The organism is Nonomuraea sp. NPDC050540, assembly GCF_044457485.1.
Classification (GTDB): Bacteria; Actinomycetota; Actinomycetes; order Streptosporangiales; family Streptosporangiaceae; genus Nonomuraea.
Genome location: NZ_JBITHA010000018.1, coordinates 1 through 19013 on the forward strand (window position 1 = coordinate 1; position 19013 = coordinate 19013).

Consider the following 19013-nt stretch of genomic DNA (forward strand, 5'->3'; position numbering starts at 1 on the left):
GGCCGAAGCCGACAGATCCCGTTGAAGACCCGAAGTCAGTCAGTCGGTGGGTCAGACCTCGGCGGGAGGTGCTCACCTACATCATCTCTGTCAGTAGGTGACGGTGATGGCGCGGGCGGGGCCGTCCACGCGGATCTGGCCGCCGTACGGGATGACCACCTGGGGGTCGGTGTGGCCGAAGTCGACGTCGAAGACCGCCATCGTGTCCGGGGCGTAGCGGGCCAGGACCTTCAGGACCGCCTCCCGCTGGTCGCCGGCGTAGGTGACCTGCTCTTCCGGAGTCAGGGGGCGGCTGAAGGACCAGGCCTTGGCGCGGCCGATCAAGATGGCCGGAAATTTCGCGAGAAGTCCGCGTTCGCCCATGTTGCGGAGGATGCGGAAGACCTCGTCGGAGGAGGGCAGTTCCTCGCTGGTCTCGACGATCAGAACCATGCCCTCGTACGCCGACGCGTCCCGGATGCCGCGATCCGCCATCAGGAGCCAGGACAGGATCTCCAGGTTCCCGCCCCAGGTGGCGCCCTCGACGACCCGGTCCGGGCGGTGCCAGCGCCAGCCGTCGCACGGGCGCGCCGGCGGTGGCGCGTCGAAGGAGGCCGGGTCGTCCCACGGCTTGTCCAGGTCGCTGAACTCGAAGGACTCCGGCAGCTTGTAGGGGCCGGAGGTGAACAGGGCGGCGCGCAGCGACTCGGCGCTGGCCGGGTGCATGCCGCCGCACCGTCCGAACTGGCACATGACCGACCCGCCGTGGTAGGCGACGATGCCGAGGTTCCACAGGTGGAGCAGCAGGTTGGTGTTGTCGCTGTAGCCGAAGAACGGCTTGGGGCTGGCCCGGATGACCGCGTCGTCGAGGTACGGCGTGACCGTGATCTGGTCGTCGCCGCCGATGCTGGCGATGATGGCCTTGATCGACGGGTCGGCGAAGGCGGCGTTGACGTCGGCGGCCCGATCGCGCGCGCTCGCCCCCATGACCCGCGTGGCCGGGAACTCCACCGGCACCAGCCCGAACTCCTCACGCAGCACCCGCACCCCCGCCTCGAACGGCAGTGGCAGGATCCCCGGCAACCCGGCCGAGGGCGAGAGCACGGCCACCTTGTCCCCCGCCTGCGGTTTGGGCGGATAAATCATCATCTTCGGCCTTCCTCTCGACACCCGATCACCACCGAGCCGTCCACCCGGCAACCGATCACGACGGTGCCCCAGCGCGACGTCCCGTCACGACGGAGCGTCCCGTCACGACGGAACGTCCTCCTTGCGCCTGAAGATCAGCACGAGCACCCGCAGCACCAGGATCGCCGCGATGACCAGCAGGTTGTAGCCCAGCAGATCGAACAGGCCGAGGTTCAGGGCCGCCACCGACACCGGCCCGCCCTCGGTCCCCAGCAGGAACACCGCCATGATCCCCGCGGTGGCCCCCAGCACGGTCAGCAGGATCTGGTGCAGCAGCCCGGTGAGATAGCGCCGGTCACGCTCGTCGGCGAACAACCGGACGTTGACCGAGAACCGCCCGTGCTCGGCCGCGCTGGCGATGCGCTCGATCCGGCGCGGCAGGCGGCGCACCATCGGCAGCAGCGCCGCCGCCTCCTGGACCACGGCCTCCTTCAGGGTGGTGCCGGACAACTGCTCGGCGAGGTAGCGGCCGGCGAAGGCGCGGGCCTCGGTGATGAGGTTGAAGCCGGGCGCCAGCCGTACCAGCGTGCCTTCGAGTGTGGCCAGCGCGCGGAAGACGGCGGCGACCTCCGGCGGGATCGACAGCCCGTACTCGGAGACGATCCTGAACAGGTCGGTGAACATGGCGGCGCTATCCATGCCGGGCCCGAGGTGGCGGGCCATGAACTGGCCGAGCGCGCGCTCCAGCCCGGCCTCGTCGATGTCCTCGGGGCGCGGGACGACCTCCAGCAGGGCGTCGGTCACGCCGAGCGGGTCCTGCCGGTTGAGCGCCATCAGGAAGCGTTGCAGGGCGGCGCGGACGGAGGCGTCCAGGCGGCCGACCGAGCCGAAGTCGAGCAGGCCGAGGCTGCCGTCGTCCAGGACCATGATGTTGCCGGGGTGCGGGTCGGCGTGGAAGACGCCCTCCAGCAGGATCTGGCGCAGCAGCGTGTCGAGCAGGTCACGGGCCAGCCGCGCGCTCTCCCCCGGTACGCCCGCCAGCGGCTTGCCGTTCAGCCGCTGCATGACGAGCACCCGGTCGGTGCACATGCGCGGGTACGGCACCGGGTAGGTGACCTGGTCGCTCGGGGTGGCGGCGACCGCGGCCATGTTGGCCGCCTCGATGCGGAAGTCGAGCTCCTCGCGGATCGCGACCGCGAACCCCTCGGCCAGGTCGCGCATGCCTAGAGAACGGCCCCACTTCGTGCGGGACTCCAGGGTGACGGCCAGCCTGCGCACGATGTCGAGGTCCTTGGCCACGACGGTGCCGATGCCGGGCCGCTGAACCTTGACCACGACCTCCTCGCCCGTGTGCAGGCGGGCGGTGTAGGCCTGGGCGATGGAGGCGGCGGCGAGCGGGACCCGGTCGAAGGCGGCGAACACCTGGTCGACCGGCCCGCCGAGCTCGGCGGCGAGCACCGGCTCGACGCGTTCCCACGGCAGCGGCGCCACCTGGTCCTGCAGCCGCCCGAGCTCGTCGACGAACTCGGGCGGAAGCAGGTCGCGCCTGGTGGAGAGCACCTGGCCGAGTTTGACGAAGGTGACGCCGCCGTCGTCGAGGGCCTCGCGCAGCGAACGGGCCAGCCGTACCTTGCCGGAGCGGTCGTGCAGGCTCTCGCCCCGTCCGCGCAGGTAGGGGCCGAGGCCGTGCCTGATCGCGATGCGGGTGATCTGGGAGTAGCGGCGGCCCCGGGAGATCCGGCCGCGCAGTCCCTTGACCACCTCGATGGGGCCGGGGATGGAGCCGGGCGGCACCAGCGCCTCGGCCATCACCAGGATCACCATCGGGATCAGCACGGCCAGCATGCCGAGCATGATCATGACCCAGACGGCGCCGAAGCCCGGGTCCTCCCCCGGCTGAAGGTTCTGGAACCCACCGATGATCGGCGCGAAGATCGGCCCCGACAACCCGAAGCCGATCGCCGCGGCCAGGAACACCCGGAACCCGCCGAGATGGACGCCCAGCAGTCGCTGCGCCAGCCTGGCCACGATCAAGACCATGACCAGGACGGCGAACGAGAAGAAAAAGGAGGTCTGGACGTCCATGGGGGAGATCATCCCATGTTGGCGGCCCTGGCCCTGCGCTCTTCCCTGCGGGCGACGAACCGTGCGGCCGTGACCTCGGTCTTCTCCAGGAACCCGGCCAGCTCCTCGCGGGCCTTCTCACCCTCGGCGTCCAGCCCGGTCTGGTCGAAGACGGCCCACTGGCGCAGCACCGGCATGAGCACGTCGTCCAGGTGCAGGCGCAGGTCGTAGATGCCCTCGTTCGCGATGATCATCGCCTTGCGGGCGAAGCCCTGGATGCCGGAGCCGGGCATCTGGAAGGTGGTGACCACGTCGGTGACGGCGCGCATGGTCTGGTTGGGGTCCAGCTCGAAGGCGGCCTTGAGCAGGTTGCGATAGAAGAGCATGTGCAGGTTCTCGTCGGCGGCGATCCTGGCCAGCAGCCGTTCGCAGCCCTCGTCGCCGGTGGCCCTGCCGGTGTTGCGGTGGGAGATGCGGGTGGCCAGCTCCTGGAAGGAGACGTAGGCCAGCTGCTGGAGCATGGTGCCGTACTCGGTCTGGAAGCCCTGCTCCATGTGGATCATCCGGGCCCGCTCCAGCGCCACCGGGTCGACGGCGCGGGTGACCGTGAGGTAGTCGCGGATCGCGGTGCCGTGCTTGTCCTCCTCGGCGGTCCAGCGGTGCACCCAGGTGCCCCACGCGCCGTCGCGGCCGAACGTGGTGGCGATCTCGTGGTGGTAGCTGGGGAGGTTGTCCTCGGTGAGGAGGTTCACGATCAGCGACACCCGAGCCGACTCGGGGATCTTGGAATCGCTGTCCTGCCAGGCCTCGCCCTGGTAGATGCCGTCGAAGTCGCGGCCCTGACTCCAAGGAACGTACTCGTGCGGGAACCACTCTTTGGCCACCTTGAGATGGCGGTCGAGCTCGCCCGCGACCACGGGCTCCAGCGCGTGCAGCAGTTCCGTCTGAGTCATCGCCATAAAGATCGTCTCCTTGAAGTTACGGCACCGTAGGTTAGGCTACCCGATGGGCAAAACCGCCTTTTGTGTGCGAAACCCACAAGGATCAGGCCGAGCGGTCCTCCATTTCCCACAGATGGTCGAGGACGTGCCACGTGACGCGGCGCACGACGTAACGCGGCGTCCACCTGTGCTCCCAGCTGCCCGGCCACGGCCGGGACAGCACGGCGGCGAGTTCGTCGCGCATCGCGTCGCGGTCGGCCGCCGACTTGTAGGGCGGGTGGCGCACACCGGACTGGCGGGCGTAGTTGCGCTCGGCCTCGGTGACGTGATCGACCATCTTCGTCCGGTCGCGGCCCCCGCCGCGCGGCCCCTTGCGCAGTTCCTCCGGCGAGATCGCCGCCGTCTCGTCGAACAACCGCCAGGCCGCGCGCATGAGCGCGACGTCACGGGTGGCCGCGTCTGCTCCGACCGCCGCGCGGTCGGCCTCCGGCTCCTTCTCCGGCGCCCCGAAGTCGGTGGTCGCGCCGCCCTTGAGCCGCTCGACGACCTCGGGCTCGCCCGGCTCGAAGGCGAGCGCGGCCTCTCCGGCCACGACGGCGTAGCGGGGCGCGTAGTGCATGAGGTTCTCGATCGCCTGCTCCTCCGACCTGCCGATACGGCACCAGCCGGGCCACTCCAGCGAGCAGGCGAAAACCCTCTTCAGGCCGCTTTCCAGGTAGATGCGGGTCATGTCGTCCAGCCTCGCGGTCATACCTGACAGGGAGCGTCAGATTAGGTCGATGAGATCGGCGACCGACTCCACGACCAGCGACGGCCGGTACGGATAGCGGTCCACCTGGTCGCGCTGGATCACGCCGGTCAGGACGAGGATCGTGAAGAGGCCCGCCTCCATGCCGGCGACGATGTCGGTGTCCATCCGGTCGCCGATCATCGCGGTGTTCTCGCTGTGACCCTCGATCGCGTTGAGCGCGCTGCGCATCATGCCCGGATTGGGCTTGCCCACGAAGTACGGCTCGACGCCGGTCGCCTTGGTGATCAGCGCGGCGACCGCGCCGGTGGCCGGCAGCGAACCCTCGTTCGTGGGACCGACCGGATCGGGGTTGGTGGCGATGAAGCGGGCGCCGGCCTCGATGAGGCGGATGGCGCGGGTGATCTGGGTGAAGCTGTAGGTGCGGGTCTCGCCGAGCACCACGTAGTCGGGGTCGAGGTCGGTCAGGACGTAACCGGCCTCGTGCAGCGCGGTGGTCAGCCCCGCCTCGCCGACGACGTACGCGGAGCCGCCGGGGCGCTGGTCCTGAAGGAATTGGGCCGTGGCCAGGGCCGAGGTCCAGATCGACTCGGGCGGCACGTCGAGGCCGGCGGCGCGCAGCCGTACGGAGAGGTCGCGCGGGGTGTAGATCGAGTTGTTCGTGAGCACCCGGAAGGGCTTGCCGGATTCCGCCAGCCGCTTGATGAACTCATCGGCCCCCGGCACCGGCAGCCCCTCGTGCACGAGAACGCCATCCATGTCGGACAACCAGGAGTCGATGCGCTTACGCTCAGTCACGAGGACAATCGTAGCGAGCCCCGCTTGTCAACATGGCAACAGGGATGTGAAGAATGACGGCATGTCGTCGTTCACGGAATCCGCCCAGGACATGCGGGACGAGCTCGTCCGGCTCCGCCACTCGCTGCACACCACGCCCGAGATCGGCCTCACCCTGCCACGTACGCAGGAGAAGGTCCTGGCCGCGCTCGACGGCCTGCCCCTGGAGATCACGACCGGTTCGTCGCTGAGCTCCGTCACCGCCGTGCTGCGCGGGGGGCGGCCCGGCCCCGCCGTACTGCTGCGCGGCGACATGGACGCGCTGCCCGTCGCCGAGCGCAACGACCTGCCCTACATCTCGCAGAACGACGGCCAGATGCACGCCTGCGGCCACGACCTGCACACCGCGATGCTCGCCGGGGCCGCCCATCTGCTGGCCGCGCGGCGCACGGAGCTGGCCGGGGACGTGGTGTTCATGTTCCAGCCCGGCGAGGAGGGCTACGAGGGCGCCAAGTACATGATCGACGAGGGTGTGCTCGACGCGCCCGGCCGGCGGGTCGCGGCCGCCTACGGCATGCACGTCGTGTCGGCGATGCTGCCGCCGGCGCTGTTCGCCAGCCGCCCGGGGCCGCTCATGGCGGCGGCCGACACGTTCCTGGTCACGGTGAAGGGCAAGGGCGGGCACGGCTCCTCGCCGCACCGCGCGCTCGACCCGATCCCGGCCGCGTGCGAGATGGTGACCGCGCTGCAGACGCTGGTGACGCGGCAGTTCGACGTCTTCGACCCGGTCGTCATCACGGTGGGCAGCTTCCACGCGGGCACGGTCGACAACGTCATCCCGGACGACGCGCACTTCCAGGCCACCATCCGGACCTTCAGCAAGGAGAACCGGGCGCTGGTCAAGCGGCGCGTGATCGAGGTGGTCGAGGGCATCGCCGCGGCGAACGGCATGGCCGTGGAGGCCGGGTTCGGGATGGGCTACCCGGTGACGGTCAACAACGCCTCGGAGGCGGAGTTCGCGGGGCAGACGGTCGAGGAGTTGTTCGGGCCGGGCCGGTTCTTCGTCACGCCGCAGCCGGTGATGGGCTCGGAGGACTTCTCGTACGTGCTGGAGCAGGTGCCCGGCGCCTTCATCTTCCTGGGGGCCTGCCCGGCCGACCGTGATCCGGCCAGCGCGCCGTACAACCACTCACCCGAGGCCGCCTTCGACGACGCCGTCCTGCCCGACGGCGCCGCCCTCTACGCCGCCCTCGCCCATTCTCGCCTCGCCTCTCTCTGACAACCCTTCCTGTACATTACGGCGAAGCCGCCCCCACGCCACCCGCCGCATTGGGCGGGCGTCGATCGTGGGGGTCGCTTCTCACGTCGGACGGAGCACCCGCCGTCACGGCCCCCCTTGACCGACCAAGACGCCATGTGACCGGCAAGGTCGCCCCTTGACCGACCACGACGCCATGTGACCGGCTACGGCCCCTTTGGCTGGCCAAGCCGCCGCTTGACCGGCTGGGGCTGTTCTTTACCGGTCGGGGCAGTACGTGGCCGGCCAGGGCCTTTGGGCCGGTCGGGTCGCCGCTTGGCCGGCTGGGGCGCGCCTTAGCCGGTTCAGGCTCTCCTGCCGGGCGGTTTGGTGGCTCCTGGGTGGGGTGGGTTCTTGACGCGGTCATAGGGTGGAGGGGTGATCGCTCAGGAGCGTGCGGTGGTCGACGGCAGGCCCGCGACCGGCGCCGACATGGGTCTCGGGATCGCCGCCCGAGGCGGGCACTTCACCGCCATGCAGGTCAGGAACCACGCGGTTCGTGGTCTCGACCTGCATCTCGACCGGCTCGACCAGGCCACCGAAGAGCTCTACGGGCTGCCCGTCGACCGTGACCTGGTCGTCGAGTCGATCGCCGCCGCGCTCGGCGGCGACCTGCACGACGCCTCGGTCCGGGTGAACGTGGTGCTGACCGGCCGCCTGCACGTCATCGTCACGACCGGGGCCCCGGTCGACGCGCCGTCCGCGCCCCAGCGGCTGATGACGGTGGCGTACCAGCGCTTCCTGCCGCACATCAAGCACGGCGGCGGGTTCCCCTCCATCCACCTGGGCCGACGGGCCGCCGCGGAGGGCTTCGACGACGCGCTGCTCGTCGCCGACGACGGGACGATCTCCGAGGGCACGATCACGAACCTGGGCTGCTTCGACGGCTCGCGTGTCGTGTGGCCGCAGGCGGCGATGCTGGAGGGCATCACGTTGCGGCTCTTGCGACGGCGGCTGCCCCTGGCCGGCATCCCGCAGACCGTCCGCACGCTGAAGCCCGCCGACCTGGCCGGTTTCGCCGCGGTCTTCCTCACGAACTCCTGGGGCGTCAGCCCCGTCGGCCAGGTGGACGATCTGGTCCTGTCCGCCGAGCCGCAGGACCTCTCCCCCATCCTCACCGTCTATGAGGACACGCCATGGGATCCGATACCCCGCCTGTAGGGATGATGCGCGCCTGGGTGGTGGACACCCCCGGGCGGCCGCTCGTCATGGAGGAACGCCGGGTCCCGGTGCCGGGGCCGGGTGAGGTGCTGGTCAAGGTGGAGGCGTGCGCGCTCTGCCGTACGGACCTGCATCTGGCCGAGGGCGACCTGCCGCCGCGCCGTCCGCGGGTCACGCCCGGCCATCAGGTGGTGGGCCGGGTGCGCGGCGGCGACCGGGTGGGCGTGGCCTGGCTGCGCAGCACGTGCGGCCGGTGCCGGTACTGCCTGCGCGGGGATGAGAACCTCTGCCCGGACTCGGCCTACACCGGCTGGGACGCGCACGGCGGGTACGCCGAGTACGTGGTGGCCAGGGCCGACTACGTCTACCCGCTGCCCGGCGACGTCCCGGCCGAACGGCTGGCGCCGCTGCTGTGCGCGGGCATCATCGGCTACCGCGCCCTGATGAAGGCGGGCCTGCCGGGGTCCGGCGGCAGGCTGGGCGTCTACGGTTTCGGCGCCTCCGCGCACCTCACCGCCCAGGCGGCGATCGCGCTGGGCCACACGGTCCACGTCGTCACGAGGTCGCCCGCGGCCAGGCGGCTCGCCCTGGAACTGGGCGCGGCCTCGGCCGGCGGGCACGAGCCGCCGGAGCCGCTGGACGCGGCGATCCTGTTCGCCCCGGTCGGCGACCTCGTGCCGCCCGCCCTGGAGGCGCTCGACCGCGGCGGCACACTGGCCGTGGCGGGCATCCACCTGACCGGCATCCCGGCGCTGAACTACGACCGCCACCTCTTCCAGGAGCGCGTGCTACGCAGCGTGACCGCCAACACGCGGCAGGACGGACGCTCCTACCTGCGCCTGGCCGGTCAGCACCCGCCGAGCGTGAAAACGACCGCCTACAGCTTCGACGACGCCCCCCTGGCGCTCATGGATCTGGCAAACGGCCAGGTCAACGGCGCAGCGGTCCTTATCATCGGGTGATGGCGCCAAGCGCCACACAAGGGGTCCATGAAGGAAAGTTACATTAACCTCACAACCTCTGGAGATTATTGACGCCTCCTCCACCTGCCCATAAGGTCCGGACAACCCCAGAACTATCTCCGGAGCGGTAAATGAAGCGACTAGCAGCGGCAGTGGCGTTGCTGGGCCTTGCGGCCGGCGTGACAGCGTGTAGCGGCGGCGGCAGCGGCACCACCAACAAGTCCGGCTCGGGCGGTGGTGGCGGGCTCTTCACCACGATCGACGTGAACAGGCCGGGCATCGACGCGAGCGCGCCGCCGAACCCGTACAACCCGAAGGGCAACGCCTTCCCGGGGTACACCACGATGAAGATCGGCTGGGTCGTCAACCACCTGACCGACCCCAACAAGGCGCTGCCGGGCATGGCGGCCAGTTGGGAGATCGCGCCGGACAACTCCTCGATCACTTTGAAGCTGCAGCCGAACGCCAAGTGGTCGGACGGCAAGCCGGTGACCGCGGAGGACGTCAAGCTCTCCATCGCCCTCGCCTACACGCAGGGCAGCACGGCCTTCGCCGTCACCCCGGGCGCCGCGGGCGCCGCGGCCGACGTCACCGTGGTGGACGACAAGACCGTCAAGATCACACAGGATCTCTCCAACCCCAGCCCCAAGTTCGCCCGCGGCGTGCTGGACACCACGGTCCTGCCCGCCCACATCTGGAGCGCCGCGGTCCCCGCCACCATCTGGGACACGATCAAGACCGCGCGCGGTGACGGCGCCGAGGCCGAGAAGGCCCGCGAGGACATCACCAAGCTGGGCCAGCAGGTGATCGCCTTCGCACCGCAGAAGGACGTCGCCGGCGGCCCGTTCGTGCTGGAGCGGGCCAACCCCGGCGAGGCGCTGCTGGTCAAGAACAAGAACTTCTTCAACGTCGCCAACGTCGCGCCGGACCAGGTGAAGATCCTCAACTTCACCGGCAACGAGCAGATCTGGAACTACCTGACCCAGGGCAAGCTCGACCACTCCGGGTTCGTCGCCGCTCCGACCGACGTGATGAACCGCATCAAGGCCGCTCCGGGCAGCGAGGTCATCAAGGGGTACTCCCCCGTCGCCGTGAGCATGGCCTTCAACCAGAGCAAGAAGCCCTACGACAACGTGCACGTGCGCAGGGGCCTGGCCTACCTGATCGACCGCGAGCAGGTCACCAAGGTCGCCTCGCCCGAGGGCGGCACCCCCGCCGCCACCACCAGCGGCATCCACCAGAAGGCGGCCGCCGCCTGGATCCCCGAGACGCTGCCCAAGCTGGAGCAGTACAAGACGGACCTGGCCAAGGCCGAGGAGGAGTTCAAGACCGCCGGCCTGACCAAGAAGGACGGCAAGTGGACGCTGGCCGACGGCTCGCCGTGGAAGGTCTCCATGCACGCGCCGGCCGGGTTCTCCGACTGGCTGTCGGCGCAGGAGAACATCAAGAGCCAGCTCACCAAGGCCGGCATCGAAGCCGAGGTCGTGACCACGGCTGACTACCCGGTCTACCTGGAAGAGCTCGCCGCGGGCAAGTACGACGTCGGCTTCTGGCTGATGGCGCTCGGCCCCGCGCCGTACGACATCTTCCAGCGCCTCTACGGCGCCTCGAACGGCTGGGCCAACGTCGGCGGCAAGATCAAGCACTCGGCCGCCGGCAAGAGCGGCAACTGGATGGGCGGCCCCGAGCAGATCGAGGTCGAGGGCGGCAAGATCAACCCCGGTGAGCTCACCGCCAAGCTGAACTCGGTCGGCCCCGACGAGGCCAAGCCGATCATGAGCCAGCTGGCGCAGGCGGCCAACCAGGACCTGCCGGTCATCCAGCTCTGGGACTACATCAACAACCAGTTCGTCAACAACAGCCGCTTCACCGGCTGGCCCCACGACGACGAGATCTTGCGCCTCGGAACCGGCGTCCTTCCCTCGGGTGTCTGGATCCAGCAGGGTCTGGTCAAGAAGAAGCAGTAAGGCACCCATGACGGTTATCGCGCGGCGTCTCGCGGGCCACCTGGCCCGCGGGATCGTCATGATCCTCGTGGTCGCGACGATCAGCTTTTTCATCGTCAACAACATCCCGGGCGACCCGGTGGCGGCCCGCTACGAGAAGCTGCTCGAAGGCGGCATGTCGCCCGAGGCGGCGATGCAGGCCACGAAGGTGATGTACGGCTTCCTGCCCTCGGGCTCGATGTGGGACCAGTACCTCGCCTACATGGGCGGGCTGTTCCGCTTCGACCTCGGCATCTCGATCACCCGGCCCGGGCAACCGGTCACCGACGTGCTCGCCGAGGCGGCGAAATGGACCGTTCTTCCGGTGCTGATCGGCACCCTGCTCAGCTTCCTCGTCGGCGTCGTCTTCGGCGTCTACGCGGCGATCAAGCGCACCGGCAAGCTCGGCGACGCGCTGGCCATCTCCGGCTCGCTGCTGCACGGCATCCCGCAGTACATCCTGGCGATGCTGCTGGTCGTCATCTTCGCGACGCTGATCCCGCTCCTGCCGCCCGACAGCCCGGTGGACATCCTGTTCGAGCCCGGCTGGAACAGCGGCTACCTCGGCTCGCTGGCCCAGCACGCCGTGCTTCCCGTCGCCACCTACGCCCTGTCGGCCTACGGCGGCTGGATCCTGGCGATGAAGTCGAGCGTGGTGACGGTGCTCGGCGACGACTTCATCCTGGCCGCCGAACTGCGCGGGATGAAGCGCTCGATCGTCTTCCGCTACATCGCCCGCAACGCGATCCTGCCGCTGTTCACGATCCTGGCGCTCTCGCTCGGCCTGCTGCTCGGCGGCGCCGTCTTCATCGAGAAGATCTTCAACTACCCGGGTCTGGGACTGCTGCTCATCGACAGCATCACCCTGCGCGACTACCCGCTCATGGGCGGCGCGTTCCTGCTGATCACCGCCTCGGTCATCGTGGCCAACATCGTGGCCGACCTGTTCTACACCGTGATCGACCCGCGGGTGCGCGGCGGAGAGGAGGCCTCATGAGCGTCATCCTGGAGAGCACGAGCACGAGCGCCACCATGCGCCGCAACTTCTGGCACGGCGTGTGGCGGGTCATGAAGCGCAAGCCCAGCCGCATGGTCGGCGTCGTCATCATCCTGGGCTTCGCGTTCATGGGCGTCTTCGGGCCGATGTTCTACCCGGACATCCTGCCCGACAACGCCAACGCCATCACCCAGCCGCCGAGCTGGGAGCACTGGTTCGGCACCGATCCGCAGGGCCGCGACGTGGTCGCGCTGGTCGTCAAGGGCTCGCGCTACGTCCTGCTCAGCGCGGCGGTGACCGCGGTCATCACGGTCGTCGTCGGCACCGGTCTCGGCCTGTTCTCCGGCTTCAAGCGGGGCCGCTGGGACACCGTGCTCATGCGGGTCACCGACATGAAGCTCACCATCCCCGGCCTGCCGCTGCTGCTGGTGCTGGCCACGGTGTGGAAGTTCGGCAACCCGTTCCAGATGGGACTGGTGCTCGGGCTGCTGGGCTGGGGCGGGGTGGCGCGGGCCGTACGGGCGCAGACGCTGTCGCTGCGCGAGCGCGGCTTCATCGAGGCGGCGCGCGGGCTCGGCCTTTCCACGACGCACATCGTCGGCAAGGAACTGCTGCCGAGCATGGCGCCCTACATCGCCATGAACATGCTCATCGCGGTCACCGGCGCCGTCTACGCGCAGGTCGGCCTGTTCTTCCTCGGCGTCCTGCCCTATGAGTCGGACAACTGGGGCGTCATGCTCAACCTGGCGGTCTTCCAGGCCGGCGCGATGATCCAGCCGTACGCGCTCGGGTATCTGCTGGCCCCGCTGCTGGCGATCCTGCTGCTCACGCTCGGCATCGTGCTCGTGGTCGACGCCATGGACGAGATCTTCAACCCCCGGCTGCGCGAGGAGTAGAGGTGGCAAAACAGGCGCCGGGAGTGCGCATCGACGGCCTGACGGTCGTCTACAAGACCCCGGCGGGCGAACTGCCCGCCGTGCGCGATGTCAGTCTGGAGCTGAAGCCGGGCACCATCACCGGCATCGTGGGCGAGTCCGGTTCGGGCAAGTCCACGATGGCGCTGTCGCTGCTCAACGCGGTCCAGCCGCCCGGCCGCATCCAGCACGGCAGCGTGGAGATCGACGGGCTCGGCGACGTCGCCGAGTTCCGGGGCGAGCAGCTGCGCAAGGCCCGCGGCCGGCACATCGGCTACGTCTTCCAGGCCGCGCAGAACTCGCTGAACCCGCTCAAGACCGTCGGCAAGCAACTGCTCGACCTCGGCCGTTCCCACGGCGTGGAGGACCTGCGCGCCCTGGTCAGGGAGGCCAGGGAGCTGCTGGGCCGGATGGGCCTGGACGGCGCGCGGGTGCTGGACTCCCACCAGCACGAGCTGTCGGGCGGCATGCGCCAGCGCGTCGGCATCATGCTGGCGCTGGTGCTCAACGCGCACCTCGTGGTGCTCGACGAGCCCACGACCGCGCTCGACATGATCACCCAGTCGAACATCCTGAAGATCGTGCGCGAGGTGCACGCGGAACGCGGCCTCACCACGCTGGTCATCACCCACGACATCGGCGTCGTGGCCGAGGTGGCCGACCGGCTGGCGGTCATGTACGGCGGCCGCCTGGTCGAGCAGGGCCCCACCCGCGAGGTCCTGGCCGACCCGCAACATCCGTACACCAGGGGCCTGATCAGGGCCATCCCCCGCCTGGTGGGCGACATCAACGAGGCCCAGGCGCTGCCCGGTCGCCCGCCCACCCTGGCCACCGTGCCGAAGGAAGGGTGCGTGTTCCGCGAGCGCTGCCCGCTGCGCATGGACGTCTGCGACACCGTCGACCCGGCGGCCCAGGCGTACGGCGAGCGGATCGTGGCCTGTCACGCCGTCGACAGCGCCGTCAAGGTGCCATCCAGGGAAGGCGAGCTCGCGTGATCACGGGGAAAGGCATCACCAAGACCTTCAAGCAGCGGGGCAGTGTGCTCGCCGGCCGGGAGGTCCAGGCGCTGCGCGGGGTGGACTTCGAGATCCCCAAGGGCGGCGCGGTCTCGTTCATCGGCGAGTCGGGCTGCGGCAAGACGACGCTGGGCCGGATCATCGCCGGGCTGGAGACCTACGACGGCGGTGAGATCGGCATCAACGGCACCGAGATGTCGTCGTTGAAGCCGAAGCAGCGCCAGCCGTACTTCCGGCGCATCCAGATGATCCACCAGGACCCGTACTCGGCGCTGAACCCGACGCGGACCATCCACCAGACGCTCTACGCGCCGCTCAAGCTGCGCGCCAAGCAGACGGGCCGCGACGAGAAGTGGATCGACGAGCGGGCGGCGGAGGTCCTGTCGCTGGTGGGCCTGGACCCGGGCAGCGTGCTGTCGCGCTACCCGCACCAGCTGTCCGGCGGCATGCGCCAGCGCGTGGTCATCGCCCGCGCGCTGACGGTGGACCCGGAGGTGCTGGTCGCCGACGAGGCCGTCTCCATGATCGACGTGTCGCTGCGGCTGGGCATCCTGGCGCTGCTGAAGGACCTGCGCGAACGGCTGGGCGTCAGCGTGCTGTTCATCACCCACGACGTGGCGACCTCGCGCTACATCGGCGACGACGGGGAGATGTACGTCATCTACCGCGGCCAGGTCGTCGAGCGCGGGCCGGTGGACACCGTGATCGCCGACCCGGTGCACCCGTACACGCAGTCGCTGCTGTCGGCCATCCCGGTGCTGCACGGCCTGGAGGAGCCGGGCGCCCAGCCGGTCGTGCCGGTGGAGGCGCTGGACGGCAGCCAGGAGGCGCAGGGGTGCCTGTTCGCCAGCCGGTGCCCGTTCCGCCAGGACCGCTGCGAGACCGAGCGGCCGGTGCTCCAGGTGACCGAGGGGGCGCCGCAGGAGCACGCCTGCTTCTATCCCGAGCGCCGCGACGTGATCGCCCGGCCGATGAGCGGGGTGTGAGGCCCGTGGGGGGAACGCGCGGGACCGAGCCCGACCTGGAGGAGGCGGGGCGGATCGCGCGGGCGGCGCTGACGTACGACTCCGCGGAGGGGGCGGCGCTGGTCAGGCGGCTGGCGCGGCCGCCGGCCGACCGGCGCTGGACGGCGATCGTCGAGGGTGGCGGGGTGGTCTTCGCCTCCATGTCGACGCGTGACGCCGCGCTCGGGCACATCGATCTGCTGGCCGTACATCCGGATGAGCAGGGCAAGGGGCGCGGCCGGGAGCTGGTGGGCGCGGCCGAGGAGTGGCTGCGCGCGCGGGGCGCGGCGCAGGCGCGCTTCGCCGGCAACCCGCCGTGCTACGCCTGGCCGGGCATCGACGTGCGCTACACGCCCGCGGCGGCGCTGGCCGAGCGGCTGGGCTACGAGCGCTACCACGTGGCGTGGAACATGACCGCCGACCTCGGCACGGACCTGTCCGTGGAGAAGGACCTGGCTCTGCTGGCCGCGCGGGGTGTGCGGGTCGGCGTGAGCACCGGCGGCGACGACCGCGAGCCGATCGTGGAGTTCGCCCGCCGCAACTGGAACGACAGCTGGGCCTGGGAGGCCGAGACGGCCGCCGGCGTCGTCTACGCCGAGCGCGACGGGGAGATCCTGGCGTTCGCGGCGTGGGGCGGGCGGCCGGGCTGGTTCGGCCCGATGGGCACCGCTCCGGCGGCGCAGGGGCTGGGCGTGGGCCGGGTGCTGCTGCGCCGCGCGCTGGCCTGCCAGCGTGACGAGGGGCAGGCCTGCGCGCAGATCGGGTGGGTGGGACCACTGCGGTTCTACTCGCGCGCCGTGGGCGCGCGAGCCGAACGCGTCTTCTGGCTCTACCGCCGCGAGCTGGGGTAGAGCAGGTGGCCATCGGGGAGGCTAGGGTCGGGACACAGCTCGCGGGGGTCGCCGCCGTCGTCCAGGCAGCGCGTGAGCGTGTCGGACCCCCACAGGTGCTCCATGAACAGGTTGGGGCCCCACCAGGCGAAGTCGCCGGGGTAGAGGGTGCGCGCCAGGTGGAGCATCGACAGGCCGGTGAGCACGGGGCGGAAGGCCCGCCGGTCGTGCACGTGCAGCTGGACGCCGCAGACGGTGCTGCCGGCGTGCTTCTGGAAGGTGGGGGTGAAGGACACCTCGCGGAAGCGCACGCCGGGCAGGCCGAGGGCGTTGAGCTCGCGGGCGTAGCGCTCGTCCGCGTACGGCGCGCCGACCAGCTCGAAGGGCCGGGTGGTCCCGCGGCCCTCGGAGAAGTTGGTGCCCTCGAACAGCCCGGTCCCGGGGTAGACCAGGGCGGTGTCGACGGTCGGCATGTTGACCGACGGCATCACCCAGGGCAGCCCGGTCTCGGCGTAGGACATCGCGCGCGTCCAGCCGTCCATCTCGACGACCAGCACGTCGGGGTCGAACATCAGGGCCAGTTCCCCCGCGGTCCTGCCGTGGCGGATCGGCAGCGGGAAGCGGCCGACGAAGCTGGCGAAGGCGGGGTCGAGCAGGGGGCCCTCGACGACGGTCCCGCCGAGGGGGTTGGGCCGGTCGAGGACGGCGAAGCGCACGCCCAGCCGGGCGGCGGAGGTCAGCAGGTCGTACATCGTCCAGATGTAGGTGTAGAAGCGGGTTCCGACGTCGGCGATGTCGAAGACCAGCGTGTCCACCCCCGAGGCGGCCACGACGGCGTCCAGCTCGTCACCGGAGATCTGGTGGGTGTCGTAGACGGGCAGTCCGGTCCTGGGGTCGAGCGCGTCCTTCTCGCTGAAGCCCGCCTGGGCGGTGCCGCGCATGCCGTGCTCGGGCCCGAACAGCGCGGTGACCGGCACTCCGGCCGCCAGCAGCGCCTCCAGGGCAGGGGTCAGGTCGGGCAGGACGCCCGTCGGGTTGGTGATGAGGCCGATCCGCTCGCCGGGGACGAGCGAGGGGTCGTTGGCCAGCCGTTCGGCTCCGGTTCTTACGTGTTGCATGAACCCATTGTCTGAAAGTTATTTACAAGAGAGAAGTAGATGGTGGAAATTAGCGTCATGAGTGATCCGGAGCTGTCCACGGAACAGAGCGATCCGCGCTACAGCCAGATTGACCGGCTGCCGACCGAGCAGATCGCCGAGTTGATGAACCAGGCCGACGCGTCCGTCCCCGCCGCGGTCGCCGCCGCCGTGCCGGACATCTCCGCCGCCATCGACGCGATCGCCGCGCGGATGGCCGCCGGGGGCAGACTGCTGTACGTCGGCGCCGGCACCTCCGGCCGCCTGGCGGTGCTGGACGCCTCGGAGTGCCCGCCCACGTTCGGCACGGACCCGTCGCTGGTCCAGGGCATCATCGCCGGTGGACCCGACGCGCTGACCCGGTCCATCGAGGGCGCCGAGGACGACGCCGGGGCGGGCGCCGCCGCGATCGCGGAGCTGGAGGTCGGCGCGGACGACTCCGTCGTCGGCGTCTCGGCCAGCGGGCGCGCCCCTTTCGTGATCGGCGCGCTCGGTGAGGCGGCCGGGCGCGGGGCGCTGACCGTGGGCCTGTCGTGCAACACCGGCGCGCCCCTGTCGGCGGCGGCCGAGCACGGGATCGAGGTCGTGGTCGGTCCCGAGGTGGTGACCGGCTCGACCCGGCTCAAGGCGGGCACCGCCCAGAAGCTGGTGCTGAACATGATCTCCACGATCTCGATGATCAGGCTGGGCCGTACCTACGGCAACCAGATGATCGAGATGTCGGCCATGAACTCCAAGCTGGCCGGGCGGGCCGTGCGCATGGTCGGCGACATCACCGGCGCCGACGCCGAGACCGCCCGCACGACGCTGGAGGCCGCCGACGGCCAGGCCAAGGTCGCCGTCCTGATGATCAGGCACGGCATCGACGTCGCAGCCGCCCGCACCCTGCTGGAGGAGCACGGCGAACGGCTGGCCGACGCTCTGGAAGGCGCGCAGAGCTGATGTCCGACCGGCTCGACGCGATCCTGGCAGAAGCGGTTCCCGGCACCGCCTCGGCGGCCGTGGCGCTCATCGCCGTCGACGGCGTCGTGGCCGCCTCCTCGGTCGCGGGCGAGCTGGTCCGCTACACCGACCTGGAGTTCACCCTCGCTCCCGAACGGCCGGCGGCCCAGCGTGACTCGATCTTCGACCTGGCCTCGATCAGCAAGCTGTTCACCACGGCGGCCGTGCTGTCGCTGACCGAGGACGGGCCGGCACGGCTGGACGAGCCGGTGGCGCGGTGGCTGCCCGGCAAGGATCCGCGCGTCACGCTGCGCCGGCTGCTCACCCACACCGCCGGGCTGCAGGCCACCCGCCGCATCGACCTCGAACTGCCGGACGCCGGCCCGGCCGCGCGCATGGCCGCCATGGTCGGCACGCCGGTGACCGGTGCGGTCGGCGGGCCGTACCTCTACACCGACGTCGGCATGGTCACCGTGGGGCGGATCGCCGAGCTCGCCGGTGGGGCGCCGCTCGACGAGCTCGTGCGGGCCCGCGTGACCGGGCCGCTCGGCCTGGCCGACACCGGCTACAACCCCGGCCCCGGCAGGCTGCCCAGGATCGCCGCCACCGAGTGGAAGCCCGAGCGTCCCGGCCCCGGCTGCGTGCGCGGCCGGGTGCACGACGAGACCGCCTACGGCCTCGGCGGCGTCGCCGGGCACGCCGGGATCTTCTCCACCGCCGACGACGTGCTGCGCTTCGGCGAGAACCTCCGGCTCGGCGGCGGGCCCGTCCTGCGGCCGGAGACGGTCGCCGAGATGCTGCGCGACCAGGGCGCGGAGGGCGCCGCGTTCCGGCACGGGCTCGGCGTGCGCCTCGGCGACCCATCCATCGTCGGGCCGCTGGAAGGCGCCTTCGGCCACTCCGGCTTCACCGGCACCTCGCTGGTCGTCGACCCGGTGCACCGCCTGACCGTCGTCCTGCTCACCAACGCCGTCCACCCGGTGCGCGGCAGGGACGGCATCCGCGCCCTGCGCCACGCCGTCGCCACGGAAGCACTCCGCCTCGCCCAGTAGCCGGACCGCCGCCGCGGAAGCGCGGCGGCCGCACCGCAGGCCGGACGCGCTCCCCACAAACGCCGTGGAGCGCTCCCTCC

The 19013-nt window shown here is 70.6% G+C and carries 17 protein-coding genes; 11 read left to right on the forward strand and 6 right to left on the reverse strand.

All coding sequences use genetic code 11. From position 1 onward, the window contains the following. Positions 1 to 90: 90 nt before the first annotated feature. The 5 genes from ACIBI5_RS42700 to ACIBI5_RS42720 form a co-directional block, all read right to left on the reverse strand. Positions 91 to 1128, reverse strand: coding sequence for a S66 peptidase family protein (locus tag ACIBI5_RS42700; RefSeq protein WP_397255753.1), 1038 nt, complete (start codon positions 1126 to 1128; stop codon positions 91 to 93). A gap of 102 nt (positions 1129 to 1230) precedes the next feature. Further along, positions 1231 to 3192 (reverse strand): ABC1 kinase family protein, encoded by a 1962-nt coding sequence (locus ACIBI5_RS42705; protein ID WP_397255755.1) that lies wholly within the window; start codon positions 3190 to 3192, stop codon positions 1231 to 1233. 8 nt (positions 3193 to 3200) lie between these two features. After that, complete coding sequence (locus ACIBI5_RS42710; RefSeq protein ID WP_379619738.1) at positions 3201 to 4130, reverse strand: acyl-ACP desaturase; 930 nt, start codon at positions 4128 to 4130, stop codon at positions 3201 to 3203. 85 nt (positions 4131 to 4215) lie between these two features. Beyond that, positions 4216 to 4863, reverse strand: coding sequence for a hypothetical protein (locus tag ACIBI5_RS42715; RefSeq protein ID WP_397255757.1), 648 nt, complete (start codon positions 4861 to 4863; stop codon positions 4216 to 4218). A 15-nt stretch (positions 4864 to 4878) separates the two neighbouring features. Continuing rightward, positions 4879 to 5658 (reverse strand): HAD-IIA family hydrolase, encoded by a 780-nt coding sequence (locus tag ACIBI5_RS42720; RefSeq protein ID WP_397096688.1) that lies wholly within the window; start codon positions 5656 to 5658, stop codon positions 4879 to 4881. A gap of 61 nt (positions 5659 to 5719) precedes the next feature. On the opposite strand from ACIBI5_RS42720, the gene ACIBI5_RS42725 reads away from it, so the two are divergent. From ACIBI5_RS42725 to ACIBI5_RS42765, 9 genes are all read left to right on the forward strand, one after another. After that, entirely contained in the window at positions 5720 to 6916 is a 1197-nt protein-coding gene (locus ACIBI5_RS42725) for a M20 family metallopeptidase (RefSeq protein ID WP_397255759.1), read from the forward strand. A 396-nt stretch (positions 6917 to 7312) separates the two neighbouring features. Beyond that, entirely contained in the window at positions 7313 to 8095 is a 783-nt protein-coding gene (locus ACIBI5_RS42730; RefSeq protein ID WP_397255760.1) for an aminotransferase class IV, read from the forward strand. Further along, positions 8071 to 9057: a zinc-dependent alcohol dehydrogenase family protein gene (locus ACIBI5_RS42735; protein WP_397255762.1), complete on the forward strand. Its 987-nt coding sequence runs from the start codon at positions 8071 to 8073 to the stop codon at positions 9055 to 9057. Before ACIBI5_RS42730 ends, ACIBI5_RS42735 begins: the two co-directional genes overlap by 25 nt. Positions 9058 to 9236: 179 nt before the next feature. After that, positions 9237 to 11024, forward strand: a complete 1788-nt coding sequence (locus ACIBI5_RS42740) for an ABC transporter substrate-binding protein (RefSeq protein WP_397255764.1) — start codon at positions 9237 to 9239, stop codon at positions 11022 to 11024. Between the two features lie 7 nt (positions 11025 to 11031). Then, positions 11032 to 12039 (forward strand): ABC transporter permease, encoded by a 1008-nt coding sequence (locus ACIBI5_RS42745; RefSeq protein ID WP_397255766.1) that lies wholly within the window; start codon positions 11032 to 11034, stop codon positions 12037 to 12039. Beyond that, entirely contained in the window at positions 12036 to 12935 is a 900-nt protein-coding gene (locus ACIBI5_RS42750; protein ID WP_397255768.1) for an ABC transporter permease, read from the forward strand. Before ACIBI5_RS42745 ends, ACIBI5_RS42750 begins: the two co-directional genes overlap by 4 nt. A 2-nt stretch (positions 12936 to 12937) precedes the next feature. Continuing rightward, positions 12938 to 13948, forward strand: a complete 1011-nt coding sequence (locus ACIBI5_RS42755) for an ABC transporter ATP-binding protein (protein WP_397255770.1) — start codon at positions 12938 to 12940, stop codon at positions 13946 to 13948. Beyond that, positions 13945 to 14955, forward strand: a complete 1011-nt coding sequence (locus tag ACIBI5_RS42760) for an ABC transporter ATP-binding protein (RefSeq protein WP_397255772.1) — start codon at positions 13945 to 13947, stop codon at positions 14953 to 14955. The genes ACIBI5_RS42755 and ACIBI5_RS42760 overlap by 4 nt, the downstream gene beginning before the upstream one ends. A gap of 5 nt (positions 14956 to 14960) precedes the next feature. Next, on the forward strand, positions 14961 to 15824 hold the full coding sequence (locus ACIBI5_RS42765; RefSeq protein ID WP_397255773.1) for a GNAT family N-acetyltransferase: 864 nt from the start codon (positions 14961 to 14963) through the stop codon (positions 15822 to 15824). On the opposite strand, the gene ACIBI5_RS42770 is transcribed toward ACIBI5_RS42765, so the two are convergent. Next, positions 15803 to 16921: an exo-beta-N-acetylmuramidase NamZ domain-containing protein gene (locus ACIBI5_RS42770; RefSeq protein WP_397255775.1), complete on the reverse strand. Its 1119-nt coding sequence runs from the start codon at positions 16919 to 16921 to the stop codon at positions 15803 to 15805. The genes ACIBI5_RS42765 and ACIBI5_RS42770 overlap by 22 nt on opposite strands. Positions 16922 to 16978: 57 nt before the next feature. Here ACIBI5_RS42770 and murQ point away from each other — a divergent pair, with 57 nt between their 5' ends. Continuing rightward, entirely contained in the window at positions 16979 to 17881 is a 903-nt protein-coding gene (gene murQ / locus ACIBI5_RS42775) for an N-acetylmuramic acid 6-phosphate etherase (RefSeq protein ID WP_397255777.1), read from the forward strand. After that, positions 17881 to 18933 (forward strand): serine hydrolase domain-containing protein, encoded by a 1053-nt coding sequence (locus ACIBI5_RS42780; protein ID WP_397255779.1) that lies wholly within the window; start codon positions 17881 to 17883, stop codon positions 18931 to 18933. The genes murQ and ACIBI5_RS42780 overlap by 1 nt, the downstream gene beginning before the upstream one ends. Positions 18934 to 19013: the final 80 nt, after the last annotated feature.